17 protein-coding genes are annotated in these 16,156 nt (G+C 41.0%); 8 read left to right on the forward strand and 9 right to left on the reverse strand.

Translation table 11 applies throughout. From position 1 onward, the window contains the following. Nucleotides 1–184 precede the first annotated feature (184 nt). The 3 genes from phoU to ACFG4S_RS32910 are packed head-to-tail and all read right to left on the reverse strand — an operon-like array spanning nt 185 to nt 3,019. Nucleotides 185–853, reverse strand: coding sequence for a phosphate signaling complex protein PhoU (gene phoU / locus ACFG4S_RS32900; RefSeq protein ID WP_392533034.1), 669 nt, complete (start codon nt 851–853; stop codon nt 185–187). Nucleotides 854–881: 28 nt separating this feature from the next. Beyond that, on the reverse strand, nt 882–2,213 hold the full coding sequence (locus ACFG4S_RS32905; RefSeq protein ID WP_392533035.1) for a sensor histidine kinase: 1,332 nt from the start codon (nt 2,211–2,213) through the stop codon (nt 882–884). A gap of 53 nt (nt 2,214–2,266) precedes the next feature. After that, a complete protein-coding gene (locus ACFG4S_RS32910; RefSeq protein ID WP_392533036.1) occupies nt 2,267–3,019 on the reverse strand; it encodes a winged helix-turn-helix domain-containing protein in 753 nt (250 codons plus the stop codon). Between the two features lie 473 nt (nt 3,020–3,492). Between ACFG4S_RS32910 and ACFG4S_RS32915 the strand changes: the two genes are divergently transcribed. The 3 genes from ACFG4S_RS32915 (at nt 3,493) to ACFG4S_RS32925 (ending at nt 6,341) form a co-directional block, all read left to right on the forward strand. Then, on the forward strand, nt 3,493–4,476 hold the full coding sequence (locus tag ACFG4S_RS32915) for a hypothetical protein (protein WP_392533037.1): 984 nt from the start codon (nt 3,493–3,495) through the stop codon (nt 4,474–4,476). Nucleotides 4,477–4,536: 60 nt separating this feature from the next. Next, the gene (locus ACFG4S_RS32920; protein WP_392533038.1) at nt 4,537–5,616 is read left to right on the forward strand and encodes a hypothetical protein; all 1,080 of its coding nucleotides are present in this window, start codon (nt 4,537–4,539) and stop codon (nt 5,614–5,616) included. Nucleotides 5,617–6,134: 518 nt separating this feature from the next. After that, nucleotides 6,135–6,341, forward strand: a complete 207-nt coding sequence (locus tag ACFG4S_RS32925) for an HNH endonuclease (RefSeq protein ID WP_392533039.1) — start codon at nt 6,135–6,137, stop codon at nt 6,339–6,341. 11 nt (nt 6,342–6,352) lie between these two features. Here ACFG4S_RS32925 and hisA read toward each other — a convergent pair whose 3' ends face one another. From hisA to ACFG4S_RS32940, 3 genes are all read right to left on the reverse strand, one after another. Continuing rightward, nucleotides 6,353–7,126, reverse strand: a complete 774-nt coding sequence (gene hisA / locus ACFG4S_RS32930; RefSeq protein ID WP_392533040.1) for a 1-(5-phosphoribosyl)-5-[(5-phosphoribosylamino)methylideneamino]imidazole-4-carboxamide isomerase — start codon at nt 7,124–7,126, stop codon at nt 6,353–6,355. A 118-nt stretch (nt 7,127–7,244) separates the two neighbouring features. Further along, nucleotides 7,245–7,532: a DUF3593 domain-containing protein gene (locus tag ACFG4S_RS32935; RefSeq protein WP_392533041.1), complete on the reverse strand. Its 288-nt coding sequence runs from the start codon at nt 7,530–7,532 to the stop codon at nt 7,245–7,247. Continuing rightward, the gene (locus ACFG4S_RS32940; RefSeq protein ID WP_392536139.1) at nt 7,529–7,864 is read right to left on the reverse strand and encodes a DUF2499 domain-containing protein; all 336 of its coding nucleotides are present in this window, start codon (nt 7,862–7,864) and stop codon (nt 7,529–7,531) included. Before ACFG4S_RS32940 ends, ACFG4S_RS32935 begins: the two co-directional genes overlap by 4 nt. 323 nt (nt 7,865–8,187) lie before the next feature. On the opposite strand from ACFG4S_RS32940, the gene csaB reads away from it, so the two are divergent. Together csaB and ACFG4S_RS32950 are read left to right on the forward strand one after the other, a co-directional pair. Continuing rightward, entirely contained in the window at nt 8,188–9,225 is a 1,038-nt protein-coding gene (gene csaB, locus ACFG4S_RS32945; RefSeq protein WP_392533042.1) for a polysaccharide pyruvyl transferase CsaB, read from the forward strand. A 245-nt stretch (nt 9,226–9,470) separates the two neighbouring features. Continuing rightward, nucleotides 9,471–9,938, forward strand: a complete 468-nt coding sequence (locus ACFG4S_RS32950; protein ID WP_392533043.1) for a VOC family protein — start codon at nt 9,471–9,473, stop codon at nt 9,936–9,938. 140 nt (nt 9,939–10,078) lie between these two features. Here ACFG4S_RS32950 and ACFG4S_RS32955 read toward each other — a convergent pair whose 3' ends face one another. Continuing rightward, nucleotides 10,079–10,660 carry a hypothetical protein gene (locus ACFG4S_RS32955; RefSeq protein ID WP_392533044.1) on the reverse strand — a complete coding sequence of 194 codons (582 nt, stop codon included), beginning with the start codon at nt 10,658–10,660 and terminating at the stop codon, nt 10,079–10,081. 311 nt (nt 10,661–10,971) lie between these two features. On the opposite strand from ACFG4S_RS32955, the gene ACFG4S_RS32960 reads away from it, so the two are divergent. Further along, nucleotides 10,972–11,253, forward strand: coding sequence for a hypothetical protein (locus ACFG4S_RS32960; protein ID WP_392533045.1), 282 nt, complete (start codon nt 10,972–10,974; stop codon nt 11,251–11,253). A 122-nt stretch (nt 11,254–11,375) separates the two neighbouring features. Here the strand turns inward: ACFG4S_RS32960 and ACFG4S_RS32965 are convergent, their stop codons facing one another. Both ACFG4S_RS32965 and ACFG4S_RS32970 read right to left on the reverse strand, forming a co-directional pair. Then, the gene (locus tag ACFG4S_RS32965; RefSeq protein ID WP_392533046.1) at nt 11,376–12,074 is read right to left on the reverse strand and encodes a Uma2 family endonuclease; all 699 of its coding nucleotides are present in this window, start codon (nt 12,072–12,074) and stop codon (nt 11,376–11,378) included. Between the two features lie 34 nt (nt 12,075–12,108). After that, nucleotides 12,109–12,861, reverse strand: a complete 753-nt coding sequence (locus ACFG4S_RS32970) for a class I SAM-dependent methyltransferase (RefSeq protein ID WP_392533047.1) — start codon at nt 12,859–12,861, stop codon at nt 12,109–12,111. Between the two features lie 6 nt (nt 12,862–12,867). Between ACFG4S_RS32970 and ACFG4S_RS32975 the strand changes: the two genes are divergently transcribed. Continuing rightward, the gene (locus ACFG4S_RS32975; protein ID WP_392533048.1) at nt 12,868–13,686 is read left to right on the forward strand and encodes a class I SAM-dependent methyltransferase; all 819 of its coding nucleotides are present in this window, start codon (nt 12,868–12,870) and stop codon (nt 13,684–13,686) included. A 183-nt stretch (nt 13,687–13,869) separates the two neighbouring features. Further along, a complete protein-coding gene (locus ACFG4S_RS32980) occupies nt 13,870–16,140 on the forward strand; it encodes a cation:proton antiporter (RefSeq protein WP_392533049.1) in 2,271 nt (756 codons plus the stop codon). The last annotated feature ends 16 nt before the right edge of the window (nt 16,141–16,156 follow it).

Below are 16,156 nucleotides of genomic sequence, written 5' to 3' on the forward strand. Positions count from 1 at the left end.
CCAAGAACCAAGTTAGGGTTTAAATCTTTAACACAAAGACTTAGATATCCTGCCAAATCCCCCATTTGGAAGGAGGATTTGGAAAATCTGATTCCGGCTTGTTTAATCCGAATTGAGGGGATCAAAAAATATTTGATACTTCGGAGATATCCTCTCACTCAAAGCTTGATAACTACTGATTTGATTAAGAGCGTTGACCAGTGACGATATATGCTACCCTTTGACCGATGTTAGTGGCATGATCTGCCATACGTTCCAGACAACGAATTGCCAGGGCTAGCAGCACAATAGGCTCGACGACACCTGGTACATCGCGTTGTTGAGCTAAAGTCTGATAAACGCGATCGTAGGCATCGTCTACAGTATCATCCAGATGCTTTAAACATCGCCCTCTTGCTTCATCAAAATTTGCTAAAGCCACTAAGCTAGTTGCTAACATTGCCTGAGCGTGATGGGACATAACTTCAATCTCTGGTAAAGACGTATGAGGCGCATAAGGAAAGATTTTAATCGCAATCTCAGCTAAATCCTCAGCATAATCGCCGATACGCTCTAAGTCTCGCACCAACTGCATAAAAGCACTTAAGCAACGCAAATCTTGTGGCGTAGGTGATTGCAGCGTCATAATCGCTGTACAGTCTGATTCTATTTGTCTATAAAAACGATCGATTTTTTTATCTAATAGCGGAAGTTCCTCAGCTGCTGCTAAGTCACGAGAAAATAAAGCTTGGTGGCTAAGGCGAAATGATTGTTCTACCAAAGCTCCCATGCGTAATACATCCCGTTCTAAACGCCTAATACCGCGTGCCAGCTGGGGTCTTTGAGGATTGGGACTATAACGGACAGCTTTCACACTTGTAATCTCAAAGCTGAAGATATTCTTAACTATAGTCTTGGGTTAGGGAGTTTGCCATGACTTCAGGAAATTGAATTTGCATCCACGCCCCACCGGTTTCTGGATCATTCATGGCTTTGATTGAACCACCGTGGGCGAGAAGTATTTGCTGAACGATCGCTAAACCTAAGCCATTACCAACGATCGCCCCGATAGAATTATTATCCTGTGGGGAATGGGTTCGCGCTTTATCTCCCCGGTAAAATCGCTCAAAAACGTGGGGTAAATCTGCTTCGGAAAAACCTACTCCCGAATCAATAAGATTTATTTCTAAGCATGAGAAACCAGAATTGCCCTCATTATTATTCGTTGGTAGGATTTTTGCTTGGACGTGAATGCTTGTAGAAGGGAGACTGTACTTAATGCTGTTGTCTAGTAAGTTGAGAAAAACTTGGTAAATACGGGCTTGATCTGCCTTAATCCAAAGATTTTCGGGACCAGAATAGGTCAGAGACAGATTTTGTCGCTGTGCTAAAGGTTCTAGGGTTTCCCAAACAGATGTAATTAGCGATCGCAATTCTACAGCTTTGGCTTGCAATTGTATGTTGGGATTTGCTTCCATTTGGGTGAGTTCTAACCAGCTTTGCACCAAGCTAATCAGGCGATCGACTTCTTGCATCAGGCGGTTAACCCAGCGATTTAAAGGTGGTTCTAAGCGGTTTTGTAAAGTTTCCACAACCAAGCGAATGGAAGTCAAGGGGGTTCTGAGTTCGTGGGCTAAATCAGAAAAAGAGCGATCGCGTGCTTGATTTATATCCAATAGGGGTTGACGATTTTCTAAAAATACTCCTACTTGTCCATTAGGTAAAGGCAAGCTAGATGCTCGCAAAGCCAGAGACTTCATTTTTGGCATCTCTGCTGCGTTATCACATGATGGGTGAAATACCCACTCCCTCGTCTCTGGTTTTTGCCAATCACGAGTTTGTTCAATTAAATGATCCAGCTCATAAGACCGTACCAACTCCAGCAACAACCTGACCTCTCCTGGTTGCCACTTTTGCAGATATAAAGTTTTTTGCGCTTGTTGATTGCACCATAGCAGTTGATTTTCTTCATCTACCTGTAGATATCCCACTGGTGCAAATTCCAGTACATCTTGATAAGTTTGCAAAGACTGCTGTAAATCTTGTCGTTCCTGCTTCACCCTCAGTATTTCCTGCTGCAATCGAGGAATCAAGGGTAGTCCTACTTTATCAAAGTGGGAGGTAAACGGTTGGAGTACGCGCCCCAGGTAGCGGTTAAGTTGAACCTGTTGCCAAACCCAAAACCCAATGCCTACCGCTAAACCGAGAAAAAATGCCAATCCCAATAAGAGCATTCGAGTTGTTAGTTTTTTGCTGACTACTAAAAACTAACAACTATCTAAACTAATTATCCAAACCTATAGCCAAAACCTCTTACAGTCACAATATATTCGGGATGGCTAGGATCTTGCTCTAATTTTTCACGCAACCAACGGATGTGAACATCTACGGTTTTACTATCCCCAACGAAATCTGGACCCCAAACCTGATCCAATAATTGTTCCCGTGACCAAACCCGTCGGGCGTAACTCATAAATAGTTCCAGCAAGCGAAATTCTTTCGGGGAAAGACTCACCTCTTGACCACGAACCAGCACGCGACATTCTTGAGGATTCAAAGTAACATCCTTGAATTTTAATACTGGTAATTGTGGCAAATTGCTTAGGCGTTGACGTCGGAGTAACGCACGACATCGGGCTACTAACTCGCGCATACTAAAAGGTTTCGTCAGGTAGTCATCTGCTCCCACCTCTAACCCCAAAACACGGTCAGTTTCGCTACCCTTAGCACTAAGCATTAAAATGGGTACAGGGTTTCCTTGATGACGCAACAAACGGCAAATATCTAACCCATTAATCTGAGGTAGCATCAAATCAAGGATGATCAAATCAAAGGGAAGTTCCCCTGAGCTGGTTTCAAAACTTTTGAGATACTCTACAGCAGACCGCCCATCGGGGACAGTTATCACCCCATAGCCTTCCTCTTCCAGGGCTACAGCTAGCATTTCCTGGATTAGTTCTTCATCTTCTACTACTAGAACACGGCAGGTTTGTCCAATGTCCGTTCTAGTAGAGTACTTGGTAGATTCACTTGTATACATTGATATCACAAAAGTCTAGGACTGTGCTTGTATCAATTACGATGATCAAATCTATTATCTAGCCTTAGGGCAACCGCACTTCTACTAAGGTTAATTCTTTTAGATTTCCTTTACAAAAGGTAACAGAAGTCACAGTAATGGTTTTATATTATAAAACACTGGGATGCGAAGCTGTCAATAATTTTTAGTAACTTTAAGTCTTCAAATTCTTAAATAGCTTTAATTGTTTCTTGACAAGAGTAAACCATCTATAGTACAAATATACTATTATCTCCCTAGGAAAAATATACTTAATAAACAGAAAGACACTGGTGTGGATAACACTTACATATCTAAGTGTCATATGTTGATTATTTCAGTGTTTACACTGCGCTAAAAATGCGATGCAAAGGCTACTCTGATGTCTGCATAGGGTAGTCATTGGTATGGCTTGCTACCCAATAAATCATTTGCCTATTGAACGGAGTTGGAATATGACTACAGTTGGAGTCAAAGACAGCAAACAACAACTAATGCAAGCATTTCAACAAATTATTATCCAAAGAAAAAAGCTTGAGTCTAAAATAGCAACCAAACAAGAGGAAGCGGAAAAGGCAAGAAGTCAAGAAATTCTGCAAGCAGCTTCTAAATATACAGTTGATAGTATTGTCAAAGGTTTAGCTGATTTACAATTAGAGTTTGGCAGTATTCTCAATGGATTATCGGAAAAACTGGCTCAGGAAAACTCCAAGTTAGATGAATTAAACCAAGCAATAGAAATTGAAACTCAACGGCTACAAGAACTTCAGCAAATTAGAGTTGTTGCTGATACTCTAGACATTTTAAGTCAAGAACACCAAGAGAAATTAAAAGTTTTAGAACAAGATACTATTAGTAAAAAGGAAGCTCTAGAAAAAGAAATTACAATCAGGCGTAAGGAATGGCAAAAAGAGCAAGCAGAGTATGAAGATAAACTCCAAGTATACAACGACCTATTAGCCAAAGATCGCCAGCAAGAGCAAGAAGAATATCAATATAAGTTAGAAACAAATCGCAAACTCAATACAGACAGCTACGAAGCTATAAAGCGCCAACAAGAAAGGGAAATACAAGAAAATTCTCAAAATAAACAGAAAAAGTGGGCTGAACGAGAAAAAATACTCACTGAACATCAACCTCTATTTGCAGATTATCAACAAAAAGTAGCTACATTTCCTAACGAACTAGAAGAAGCTATTAAGAAATCTAGAGAAGAAGCAATTAAGGAAACCAGTCAAAAAGCGAAGATTGAGGCTGATTTATTTGAGAAAGAATGGGAATCTAACAAACAGAGTTATGAACTAAAAATTCAATCTTTGGAAGAAACAATCAAGAAGCAATCTGAGCAAATAGAAGGTATTTCTGCTCAATTGCAAACCGCATTGAAACAAGCACAGGACTTAGCTATGAGGGCTTTTGATAGTTCTAATTCTAAATAGTTATAAGTCTGTAACGTCTTAATCATTTTGAATTTTAAATTCCTGAAGAGGAGGTTTATTGTGGTGGTAAAAAAACCGACTGATAAGAATACTAAAGTAGAAATTCTTCAGGCGTATGAGGAGTTATCCAAAGAAAAAGCAGCGCTCAAATCTCAACTTGAGCAAGTCAGCAAAGAAAACCAATCTGTAGCTCAAGAACAGCCTAAAGTAGAACAAAAAATACCTATGAATCAGCTTTCTAGTGTCCAACAAAAAATGAATAATACAATTGAAAGCTTAGCAAAAATTCAATTAGGTTTTGGAAGTGCTGCTAATGAGTTATCGGAACATTTGACAACTAAAGCTTCTAAATTAGAAGAAATCAGACGAACTTTAGAAGAGGAAATTCAACAATTAAGACAGTTGCATAATTTAGAGATGTCTGATGATATTTTGGATACTCTTATCCAAGCATATGAAGATAATTCTAAAACGTATCAGGAAGAGTATAGCCAACGTTCTGAAGCTTTATTGCAAGAAATACTAGATCAAAGAAATACTTGGGGAAAAGAACAAGAAGAACATCAAAGGGCGATAAAAGAACGGAACGAAAACCTAAATAAGAGTCGTCAACGCGATGCCGGAGAGTATAAGTATACTTTAGAACTCCAGCGCCAACTAGAAACTGACGAATACGAACAAGGACAGAAAGCACTATATAAACAGTTAGAAGAATTACTACAAGAAATAGAAAAACAGTGGGCTGAACGAGAGAAACTAATTTCTGAGAAAGAAAAACAATTTGAAGAACTTAAAGCTAAAGTTGAGGCTTTTCCTAAAGATAAAGAAGCAGCTATTAAAAAAGCTACAGAAGAAGGTAAAGGCATAGCTCACTACCAAGCTAAAATCAAATCAGATTTATACTCTAAGGAAGTGGAAGGGCAAAAGCGCTTTTATGAACAAAGATTGCAATCTTTAGAACAGACTATTACCAATCAAGAAACGCGGATTCAAAATCTTTCTAAACAACTTGAATCTGCCTTGAAACAAGTTCAGGATTTGGCAGTTAAAGCTATTGAAGGTACTTCAAATGTGAATTCATATCAGGCAATGAAAGAAATAGCTTTAGAACAAGCAAAGACTCAAGCGAAAAATAAATAAGCTTATAGCGGTTGACAATTGGGTGGATTACAGACAATGAATAGGGTAGCATAACTATGCTACCCTACTTGTAACTTATTCAAATGAAAATCGCTAGATTGATTTTTGAGAATAATTATAGAGACTTAATTCAATTAAAGTATCTACAAAGATTGATAAGAGTTTTTATTCAGTTTTCTTTGGTTTCTTGATGTCTGGGGGAGGTTGAAGTTTCTTCTTCTTTATTCCAGTAGGCTGTGTTTGATTATATGCTTGATTGGAATTTTGCTCTTGACTAGACATAATACTAAATTTTGAAATCTATTACAATAATTTAATATACATTACGGGTATTGTCGATTACAGAAATCTATCAGAGAAAATTTAAGTTTATTGAAAAAAGTAGGAATCTTAGCTTTTAACGGGATAAATACAAATCTTAATCTATATAAATCTTAATCTATGAGTTAGCGATCGCTTGGTGTGTGGAGAAAATAGATAATGTAACATGGTATCCGGTAATACTGACCACACGGATTATGCCCTCTCCTATCAAAGCTTTCAGATTTGAGGATGTACCTCATAGCTGCTGCAAGTGCTGTATTGAAGCAGCCCACATTGTTCCTTATAGAAATCAAGATTCTCATAATATTGCAAATGGTCTACTACTGCGAGTAGATTTACATAGACTTTTTGTCCGTACCATTCACTGTTTAGTTAACCCGATCAATTTACGCTGTCGCTAAAGTCGGGTGAATCAAGCAAAGCTAGAAAAACCTAAGTTGGGTGGTATATCCTGAATCCGTCCAGGACCGATCGCTTGTAATGCTTCTTTGAGTAAAATATCGCCAGTATACAAAGCACGTCCGACAATTACACCAGTTACGCCTTGTGCTTCTAACGCCAGCAAACTCAACAAATCAGTAAGAGAACTCACGCCACCGGAGGCGATTATCGGGATGGAAATTGCTGCTGCAAGTTCTCGCAAAGCTTCTAAATTTGGTCCGGTGAGTGTACCATCTCTGTGGATATCTGTGTAAATTATGGCGGCTGCGCCCAATTCTTGCATTTGTACAGCGAGTTGGGTTGCTAAAACTTCTGAGGTTTCTAACCAACCGTGAGTTGCTACGCGGCCATTACGAGCGTCAATACCGATAATAATCTGTTCGGGGAATTCTTCACATAGTTGTTGCACAAGCTGAGGTTGTTCTACAGCGATGGTGCCGAGAATTGCCCACTGTACCCCCAAATTAAAAACTTGTTGCACGCTGGTGCGATCGCGCAATCCTCCACCAATTTCAATGGGTATCGATGCCACAGAAGCGATCGCTTCTATTGCCCCCAGGTTTACTACTTTACCTGCTTTGGCACCATCTAGATCGACTATGTGTAATCTAGTAGCACCTTGATCTACCCACTGTTTGGCAACATCAGCGGGATTTTCGCTAAAAACTTGGGAGCGATCGTAGTCTCCTTGATACAGTCGCACACAACGACCTTCTAGTAAATCTATTGCTGGAATTACATCCATTTATTTTTTCCTGATGATTTATAGATTTTTTTCTCACGCAGAATTGCAGCACTTCGACTACGCAGTTCGACTGCGCTCACCGTAAACTCAGTGATCGGCGCACAGAGGAAGGCGAGAGTTAATTTTTTAGTTGCCTTATCGCTTGTCCAAAGCCCAGCACCAGCAAGATGTTAGAAAGGGTCAAAAATACTTCTGCACTACCGTGTAACCAATCTACATTGGCCAAAGACTCGCCATAATGCAGTTGTGCGTAAATTCCTGCTGGGATGGTGATGGCAACAAAGACAAGAGTCCCATAAAATCCATACAGTGCTAGACGTGGCATTTGCGGACTGCGGCTGATAAACCACAAGAAACCCAAATAGGGAAACAGTGAAAGTGCAAACAGGGTTTCTTTAGAAATCATTGTTCTGATTCAATAGGTTTTGGTTCAAGAGTGTTAGGAGATTTGGTAGAACGCCAAATCAAAAACGCCGCCGCCCAAAGTGTAAAATTACCAACTAAAGTCATGGTAGCTTGAAGCGTTACCAGCCATTCGAGAGATTCGGCGTTGTCGAAATAATGCCAGGTACAAGCACACATGGCGCTGACTAAAGCTGGTAACATGGCCAGGGATAATCCCCACCAATTCTGGTTACCAGTGAGTTCGCCATAAGTCCAAATTAACCAAATGGCAACAATCCACTCAATAACGCTAGAAATATGAATAATCCAGGTGGGAATGGAAAGGGCGTGCATACAGTTGGGAGTAATTAAGTTCTGTTGTCTTTCTATAAAATCATCTTCCCACAAGAAAATTCATCTTTGGTAGAGAGGATGGGGGACATTTAGTCAAATATTTAGAGAACTCCAAGAAATAAATTATCCCACTTGAAGTTGCTGACTGTAGTCATTGAATCTCGACTCACTTCGACGCCGCTCAGTGCAAGTCGCTCGATTTGAGCGTAGTCGAAATGAGCCGAAGTGTTAACTGTGAACAGTGGGATATTTTTTTATTTGTCAGTCCCTTAGAAAAAAGTTAATCATCCAAAATCTAAAATTCAAAATCTAAAATGGTCAAGATGCGGGCATTATTGTCTGGGTATTATGGTAAAGGAAATGGTGGTGACGAAGCTTTGTTGGCAACGCTTTTGCAAATGCTACCATCTGATGTGACGCCTGTGGTGCTTTCGGGCAATCCAAAGGAAACACGCGATCGCTACAATGTAGAAACCCACGATCGCATGAGTATTTTACAGGTTTTACAAGCTTTGCGCTCTTGCGATGCCTTGATTTGGGGTGGTGGCAGTCTCATTCAAGATGTTACCAGTAGTATCAGCCCATTTTATTATGGGGGATTGATGGCATTGGCGCAGAAAATGGGTTTGAAAACTATTGCTTGGGCGCAGGGTATTGGCCCTTTGGTGCGTCCCCAAACTCGCTGGTTGGCACGGCAAACTTATAGTAATTGTAGCAAAATTAGCGTGCGCGATCGCACCAGTGCTGCTTTATTATCTGATTGGCAAATTCCTTGTATCATCGCTCCTGACCCAGTTTGGGCGTTAGAATCTAAACCAGTACCAGGACTTTGGGATTTACGCGCGCCGAGAGTTGCTGTAACGTTGCGATCGCATCCTCAACTTACAGAAGCACGTTTGGCTAACTTGACTCGTGCTTTAGTCGATTTTCAAAAAGCCACACAGGCATTTATCTTACTACTCCCATTCCAAAAAAGTGAAGATTTAAGTATTGCCGAAGGTATTCAACCACACCTTCAAGATGTCAGCCAGATTTTATGTCTGGAAGATCCGCAACTTTTAAAAGGTGTGTTTCGCGGTGTGGAAATGGCAATTGGTATGCGCCTACACAGCTTAATTATGGCTGCTGCTGAAGGCTGTCGCTGTTTTGCTCTCAGTTACGATCCTAAGGTAAATCGGCTCATGGAAGACTTAGAAATACCTGGGTGGGATTTGGCGAGTTTACCAGATGACCCCAACTTGATTAGTCTGACTTGGATGGAGCATTATGCTAATGGCGATCCACTCTCACCAGAGCAAATACAATCTTTAGTAGATAGAGCCTTAATGCACCGTGAGTTATTGAGTCAAGTCTTAAGTTAAGGTAAAGGGGACTGGGGACTGGGGATTGGGGATTGGGGATTGGGTGTCAAACCCTTAAAATTATGGTGGGGGCTTTTACCCACCACCAAATTTTAAAAAACTTTTTTCCAGTCCCCAGTCCCCAATCCCAAAGCGGCGTTCCTCCCCCACCAACTTTTTGCGTATGGTGGGGGATGAACGCCGTGACCAGTTAAAAGCTAGAAACTTTTGTTGGTAAAAAAACAAAATTTGGCTGGGGACATACTATGCTACATACAACCAAATCTGCCAATAGTGTCCTTGCTCCAGGGAATTTGCGTAAAGTGCATCATATTGCCCTCAACGTTAAGGATATGCAAGCTTCCCGACATTTTTATGGGACTATCCTCGGTTTGCATGAACTTACAGGCGACGAAGTACCCGCAACTCTGATTGAACTTGTCGCATCAGGAAAAGTAGCCAATTTCGTCACCCCGGATGGTATGATACTAGACTTATTTGGGGAACCAGAATTATCACCGCCAGATCCGAATCCAGAAAAGACTTTTACCAGAGCCTACCATCTGGCGTTTGATATTGATTCGGAGTTATTCGATCGCGCGGTGGCAGTAATCAGAGAAAATGAAATAGCGATCGCACATGGCCCAGTCACTCGCCCTACTGGTAGAGGTGTGTATTTTTACGATCCAGATGGCTTTATGATTGAAATTCGTTGCGATCCAGAAGCTGTTTAAGTGTATATTGAAGAATTATGTGTAAGTTTTAAACATTTACTGTCTACGCTTTACAAGCAAAATTACACCATTAACAAAGATGTCAAACAACCTTTAGAGTTAGACCGCAATCTCTATTGCTTGCAGCTATGACTGAATACTCACTTTGAGGTAGGTTGTTTTTGAGTAGGTTGATTGGAAGTAGGTTGGCTAACTGGAGCTTGGAATGTTGGTTGTAACTGAATTTGGAACCAAGTTCCCAAGGCTGCACCAAGTATCAAAGTAATCACCCAAGATCCAAAAGATACAGTCCGTCTTATACCTTTTCCTTGTTCAGCTTCTGCTCTTAATTGATTCCTAAGTGCTTCTTCCAACTCTGCTCGCATAGCAGCAAAATCATCTTGATTGATTTTTGCAAGAACAGCATATCGTTCAGCAGTTTGTTTCTTCTCCTCAATCTCCTTTGCTAACAAGTCAAGTTGTTTAACTTGCTTTTCAAGGTCATCCTGTAAGCTAGTGATTATCTTGGCAGCTTCCGTTATGTGTGTCTTAGCAAAAGATATACGTTGTTCCGCTTCTGCGTCTTTTTGAGATGTAGGAAGCCAGTCAACAAAGTACTGCCCAACAACATGTTTACTGATACTTTCAATCTGAGTTTCTGTAAGTAATTTACCTGTAATAAGCTTACTAAGTTGTTTAGTTGCTTCGGAGCTAATAAGAGAAACAAGAGAATTTGTATACATCACTTTTTATCGTTTATAACTGCTAATCTTGCTTATCTGAACACTCCACCTTAAAATTAGGTAGACTTTCATCATTTTCTACACTATAAATTTCTAATAGCCTACTCAGTACAAGCTCTTAATAAAATGTGATTTAATTATTTAAGTTTGTTCAAGTTTAACTTAAAGCAATAAACTGTTAAAATTATTACATCAAGGTGGCACATTTTCAGCTTAATAGACACTAATTGTTGAAAGCCCACATTTTAAGTGTTTAATGTCCATTAAACGATGGATAATAGCAAAAGTATCTACTTTTAGTAACAACACCAATGCAAATATTTAAAGTAATTGAAGACACGATCGCAAAACCGCCAATTCCCCACGAACCATACAAGCAATCATTGAAAGCCTGGGCGATGTATTGTTTGCGAGATAAAGGTTTTATAGTTGTTTATGCTCAAAATGCCGACTTTGCTATTGAAAGAAAAGGCACAGAAAAGCTATACTTCAAAGTTTCAAATAGCCCCGATGATTTAGATAATTCTGTTAGCTGGATTGTTTGGGATAACACAACTAAAAGCGCCAGTCTGATTCCACAAAAAATAGACTAATGCCAAAATATTCATCAAATGTTTCCCTGATTTTTTAACTATTCTGATTCCTGAATTCTGACTCACTTCTCTACGAGAGGCTGCGCCAACGACTACGCAGTTCAACTGCGCTCACCATAAACTCAGTGACCACCTGAATTCTGATTAGACAACTGCTGTACGAATATTTGATGTTCTGGTGAATTTAATCCCGACTGCAACACAGCCAATACTTGCTGCACATTGCCAGCAAGTAAATTTGATATTGACAACCACAAACCAGGAAATATTTGACTTTTGATAATTCCGTTTGCGTCCACTTCTAAGGAAACATATTCTCCTTGTTGTAGGCTAAACCAATCTAATTTATTTTCAAATATTTGCCAAATAATATATTCTTTTACCCCATTACGACAATAGGCTTTTTTCTTGTCATGTAAGTCAATAGCAACACTGCTGGCTGCTATCTCTATGACAAGTTCTGGCGCACCTTCAATGTAATCGTCATCGCTGAAATGAGATTGTCCTTTAGCTGTTGGTGTAATTAATAGCACTCCATCTGGTTGTGGTTCATTGTCTCGATCTAAGCGGACTCTTGGCTCAATTCCCAATCTCACACCAGGGGTTGATGCTTCATAAACTCCCAACCAAGTAATTATATGGCCATGTGGTTCAGCATGACTTTCAAAGCGTAATGGGGATGCCAAGTATACAACTCCTTCAATTAATTCTGCTTTTTGATGACGGGGCATTGCTTGATAACGTCGCTCAAATTCGTAGCAAGTGAGGCGATCGCCATTTTCTAAAGGAGGAAATTGCTGCTTGAGTGATACTTTTACCATGATTTTCTACTCTGGCAATGAGTCTTATTTTATGTCAAAATTCGCTAGAATCCGGTTTCTGAAACACCATTAAATGCTGTTGAGGTAACAAGTTTTTGGTTTCACACCAAACTAAACCAACAGCTTGCATTTCTTTACGGACTTGCTTTTGAGTCATTTTATGCAGACCTTTGATCGTAATAAAGGGATTTTCACCCCGATACTCAACTAGCACCACCCGACCACGAGGTTTCAGTGCTTTGACAATTTTTTGCATCACTTCTTGGGGATATTCAAGTTCATGATAAGCATCCACCATCAACGCCAAATCGACACTTTCATTTGGTAGATTTGGGTCGGTAAGGGTTGCCAAAATCGGCTCAACATTGCTGATATTTTTCTCTTTTTTGAACAACTCAATAATCTCGAACATTTCTGGCTGAACATCTACAGCCAAAACCTTACCTGCTGTTAATAACGGTGCGATGCGAAAGCTCAAGTAACCCGTACCAGCGCCAATATCTGCCACCACATCGTTAGGTTTTAGGTTCAGGAGGCTGACTATTTTACTTGGCTGTTCCTCTCCCTCTCGGCTTGGACGTTCTAACCAGCCAGCGCCAGTGTATCCCATCACTTTGGCAATTTCGCGCCCCATATAATATTTGCCAATACCGTCTGGATTGTGGATTATCCGTTGTTCGTAAACCGTGGTGGATGGAGATACGGCTTGTGCTGTGTTAATTGGGTTCAGCAGCGAAAAACTCAAGATGACAACAAGATTTACTATAAAGTGGAGAAAATTGGGCATTTGGTTATGACCGATCGCGATAGTTATAAGCAGCAACTAAGAGAATTTTATGGTAGTAGAACGACTTATGACCATGAAGAAGGTACTCGCCATCCTTTAGAAGCCAAGCTTTTAGTTGACTTTGTGACGCTACATTCGGGACAGAAAATTCTTGATGTGGCGACTGGAACAGGTTTAGTTGCGATACCCGTAGCGGAAAAAGTTGGTTCAGAGGGTTACGTGATTGGGGTTGATATGACCCCTGGAATGTTACATCAAGCAAGACTGAAGATTGCAGCAGCAAGATTACAAAATATCGAGTTGATTGAGGCAGATGCAGAATATATTAACTTTAGTGATAGTAGTTTTGATGTTGTTTTTTGCTGTGAGGCAATTGTACTTTTTCCTGATATCCTTGCTATTTTGCAAAAGTGGTATCGCTTCTTGAAAACTGGAGGGTTTGTGGCATTTACATGTCCTCCTGAAACTGCTTATATGGCATCTCTTCATCAGAGGATCTACACTAAAGTTTTGGGGATATCGCTACCACATATCCTTGAACCACTTGGGACTCCAGAAAAATGTCGTAATTTGCTCAATCAGGTAGGTTTTAGAGATATCGAAATTAAGATTGAGCCATCAGGGCGTTATCGCCCTCTCAGGGATAACAAATTATCTGAGATAGCAATGAATATAAATTTTAAAGGTAATCCCCTGTTGTCAAAATTATCACCAGAACAATTAAATCAGTTGCAAGTTGAGTACAAAGCTGAAATCGAGAAACTAGCGACCGAGCAAGGTATTTGGGAAGATACTACAAAGTTCTTTGTTCGCGCTCGAAAATAAGTTGAGCGGCAAAGCTTTGCTGCCAATCTGAGAGATTGAGGCGATCGCACAGGCTCGTCTTCCTGTTAAGACATCTAATGACAATGACAGTTTAATCTCATAGGCCGATGTGGAAGTAAACATTTTCAGGATTTACTTGAACAGCGCGTTGAAAAATTTGTAATCCACCCCTTGGACGCTTATATGCAAAACCTGTCCCTAATGTTAGTGCCTGTACTCGCTGCACAGAAAGTAGCAGGTGACGGTTTAATTAAACCTCTCGGTCATCACGAGCTGCTGTTAGTACTGGTGCAACTGTCACTATTGCTTCTGGTAGCGCGGGGATTAGGTGAGTTGATGCGCCGGATTAACCTACCGCCTGTTGTTGGAGAATTACTGGCGGGTGTGCTGCTTGGTCCTTCTCTATTTGGTTTACTCCTTCCAGATTTACAAGCACAGATATTTCCTAAAAGTCAAGAACAATCTAATTTACTTTCAGTGATTTCTTGGTTAGGTGTATTATTTTTACTGATTGTAACTGGCTTGGAGACGGATCTAAAACTGATTCTGCGTAAGGGTAAAACAGCTCTGCTGATTTCACTGGGTGGAATTATTGTCCCCTTTATCACCGGATTTGGACTCGGCTGGCTATTGCCAGATAGTTTTTTAGCCAACCCCGAAAAACGACTGGTTTTCAGTTTATTTATCGCCACAGCTATGAGTATTTCGGCAGTACCAGTGATTGCGAAGGTGCTGATGGACTTAAATCTGATTCGCCGTGACATTGGTCAAGTTACCTTAGCTGCTGGGATGACTGACGACACCATCGGCTGGATTTTACTTTCTGTGGTTTCAGGTTTAGCTAGTAGCGGCAAATTTGACTTTGGGACAATTTTCCACTCGGTGAGTGCGGCTATATTGTTTCTAGCGATCGCCTTTACAATTGGGCGTACCATTGTAGACCAGATTTTGCGGTGGGTTGATGACTACGTTGGGGGAATCGCCGCTAGTATATCGGTGGTACTGATTCTTTCTCTCTCAGCAGCGGCACTTACCCATGCATTAGGTCTGGAAGCAGCATTAGGTGCTTTTGTACTGGGGATTCTCGCCGGTCAATCCCGCCGCTTTAGCAATGAAGCTGGACACATGCTAGAAGTCTTCACAGCAGCCTTTCTTGCGCCAATTTTCTTTGCTTCAGCTGGCTTGAAAGTTAATTTGCTAACTTTGTTAGTTCCCCAGACGTTGATATTTGGCTTGATTGTTCTCGTTGTTGCCTGTGTTGGGAAATTTACAGGTGCTTACCTTGGTTCTCGCGTCGGCGGCTTGAGCCATTGGGAAGGTTTGGCGATGGGTTCCGGGATGAATGCTCGCGGGGCGATGGAAATTGTCGTTGCCACGATTGGTTTATCTCTGGGAGTATTGAATCCCCAGATGTACTCGATTATTGTCATGGTGGCGATCGTTACTTCCTTAATGGCTCCACCTCTTTTGCGCTGGTCTTTGTCAAAGGTGGTTATGGGTGAAGAGGAAGCTAGACGTTTAGAACAAGAAGAGCAAGATAGTCGTAGCTTTATTAAACAAATCCAGCGTGTATTAATACCAACTAGCGGCGGTCCCAACATCCAACTAGCGGCGCAGCTAGTCGGTTACATGGCTCGCCAAAACTCCATAGAAGTTACATCTCTATATGCCCTGAGTGATAAACAGCCGCAAAAAAAAGCACGTCGAACGGCAACCCAGGTAAAAGACACCGCCGCAGAGCAAGCTCTAGCGTCCGTTGCTGAGGAAATGCAATTACCTGCTGATACTACCCTGCAAGCAAAAACGGAGTCTGGGCGTAGTAAAGCGGAGGTCATTCTGAATGAAGCGAATAAAAATTATAACTTGATCGTACTAGGAGCTTCTGAGCAGATACGCCCACAAAAAGCTTTGTTCAACTTACTTGTAGATCGGGTAGTACAAGAAGCGCCTTGTGCAACGATGGTGGTGAAGTCGCACTTACCCCACCCCAAAGGCGAGATATGCAAAATCGCTCAACAAGAGCTAAAAAAGATTCTCGTGCCAACGGTAGGAACTGAATACAGCAAAAATGCTGTAGAGATGGCAAGTACGATCGCGGCTCAAACCGGAGCATTAGTGATGATCGTCAATGTGATTAATTTGCCACAGGTTGAGTATATTCTTTACGAACAGCGATCGCTAGCTCCAGTCAAAGAAATTGCTCACGATTTACTAGAACAGCAAGCAGCAATTGGCCGCAATCTCGGTGCTGAAGTTAAAACCTATGTTCTTCAAGGAACTAGCCCAGAAAGGGAAATCCTCAAGTTTGCTCAAGCCAAGGAAGTTGACCTAATTATTTTGGGTAGTAATATCCGAATGGTTACAGGTCGCGTTTTCTTCGGTCACAGAGTAGACGCAATTCTGAGTAAAGCACATTGCCCAGTGGCAGTGATTACCGCGCCGCAGTCGTTATAGTCACAACAGTAGTAAT

The organism is Nostoc sp. C117 (assembly GCF_043099735.1).
Classification (GTDB): domain Bacteria; phylum Cyanobacteriota; class Cyanobacteriia; order Cyanobacteriales; family Nostocaceae; genus Nostoc.

Bases quoted from the DNA above. Each gene is read 5' to 3' on its own strand.
- ACFG4S_RS32905 (WP_392533035.1), bottom strand. From the start codon at position 2,213: ATGCTCTTATTGGGATTGGCATTTTTTCTCGGTTTAGCGGTAGGCATT.
- ACFG4S_RS32910 (WP_392533036.1), bottom strand. From the start codon at position 3,019: ATGTATACAAGTGAATCTACCAAGTACTCTACTAGAACGGACATTGGA.
- ACFG4S_RS32915 (WP_392533037.1), top strand. From the start codon at position 3,493: ATGACTACAGTTGGAGTCAAAGACAGCAAACAACAACTAATGCAAGCA.
- ACFG4S_RS32925 (WP_392533039.1), top strand. From the start codon at position 6,135: ATGCCCTCTCCTATCAAAGCTTTCAGATTTGAGGATGTACCTCATAGC.
- hisA (WP_392533040.1), bottom strand. From the start codon at position 7,126: ATGGATGTAATTCCAGCAATAGATTTACTAGAAGGTCGTTGTGTGCGA.
- ACFG4S_RS32935 (WP_392533041.1), bottom strand. From the start codon at position 7,532: ATGATTTCTAAAGAAACCCTGTTTGCACTTTCACTGTTTCCCTATTTG.
- ACFG4S_RS32940 (WP_392536139.1), bottom strand. From the start codon at position 7,864: ATGCACGCCCTTTCCATTCCCACCTGGATTATTCATATTTCTAGCGTT.
- csaB (WP_392533042.1), top strand. From the start codon at position 8,188: ATGCGGGCATTATTGTCTGGGTATTATGGTAAAGGAAATGGTGGTGAC.
- ACFG4S_RS32950 (WP_392533043.1), top strand. From the start codon at position 9,471: ATGCTACATACAACCAAATCTGCCAATAGTGTCCTTGCTCCAGGGAAT.
- ACFG4S_RS32955 (WP_392533044.1), bottom strand. From the start codon at position 10,660: ATGTATACAAATTCTCTTGTTTCTCTTATTAGCTCCGAAGCAACTAAA.
- ACFG4S_RS32960 (WP_392533045.1), top strand. From the start codon at position 10,972: ATGCAAATATTTAAAGTAATTGAAGACACGATCGCAAAACCGCCAATT.
- ACFG4S_RS32965 (WP_392533046.1), bottom strand. From the start codon at position 12,074: ATGGTAAAAGTATCACTCAAGCAGCAATTTCCTCCTTTAGAAAATGGC.
- ACFG4S_RS32970 (WP_392533047.1), bottom strand. From the start codon at position 12,861: ATGCCCAATTTTCTCCACTTTATAGTAAATCTTGTTGTCATCTTGAGT.
- ACFG4S_RS32975 (WP_392533048.1), top strand. From the start codon at position 12,868: ATGACCGATCGCGATAGTTATAAGCAGCAACTAAGAGAATTTTATGGT.
- ACFG4S_RS32980 (WP_392533049.1), top strand. From the start codon at position 13,870: ATGCAAAACCTGTCCCTAATGTTAGTGCCTGTACTCGCTGCACAGAAA.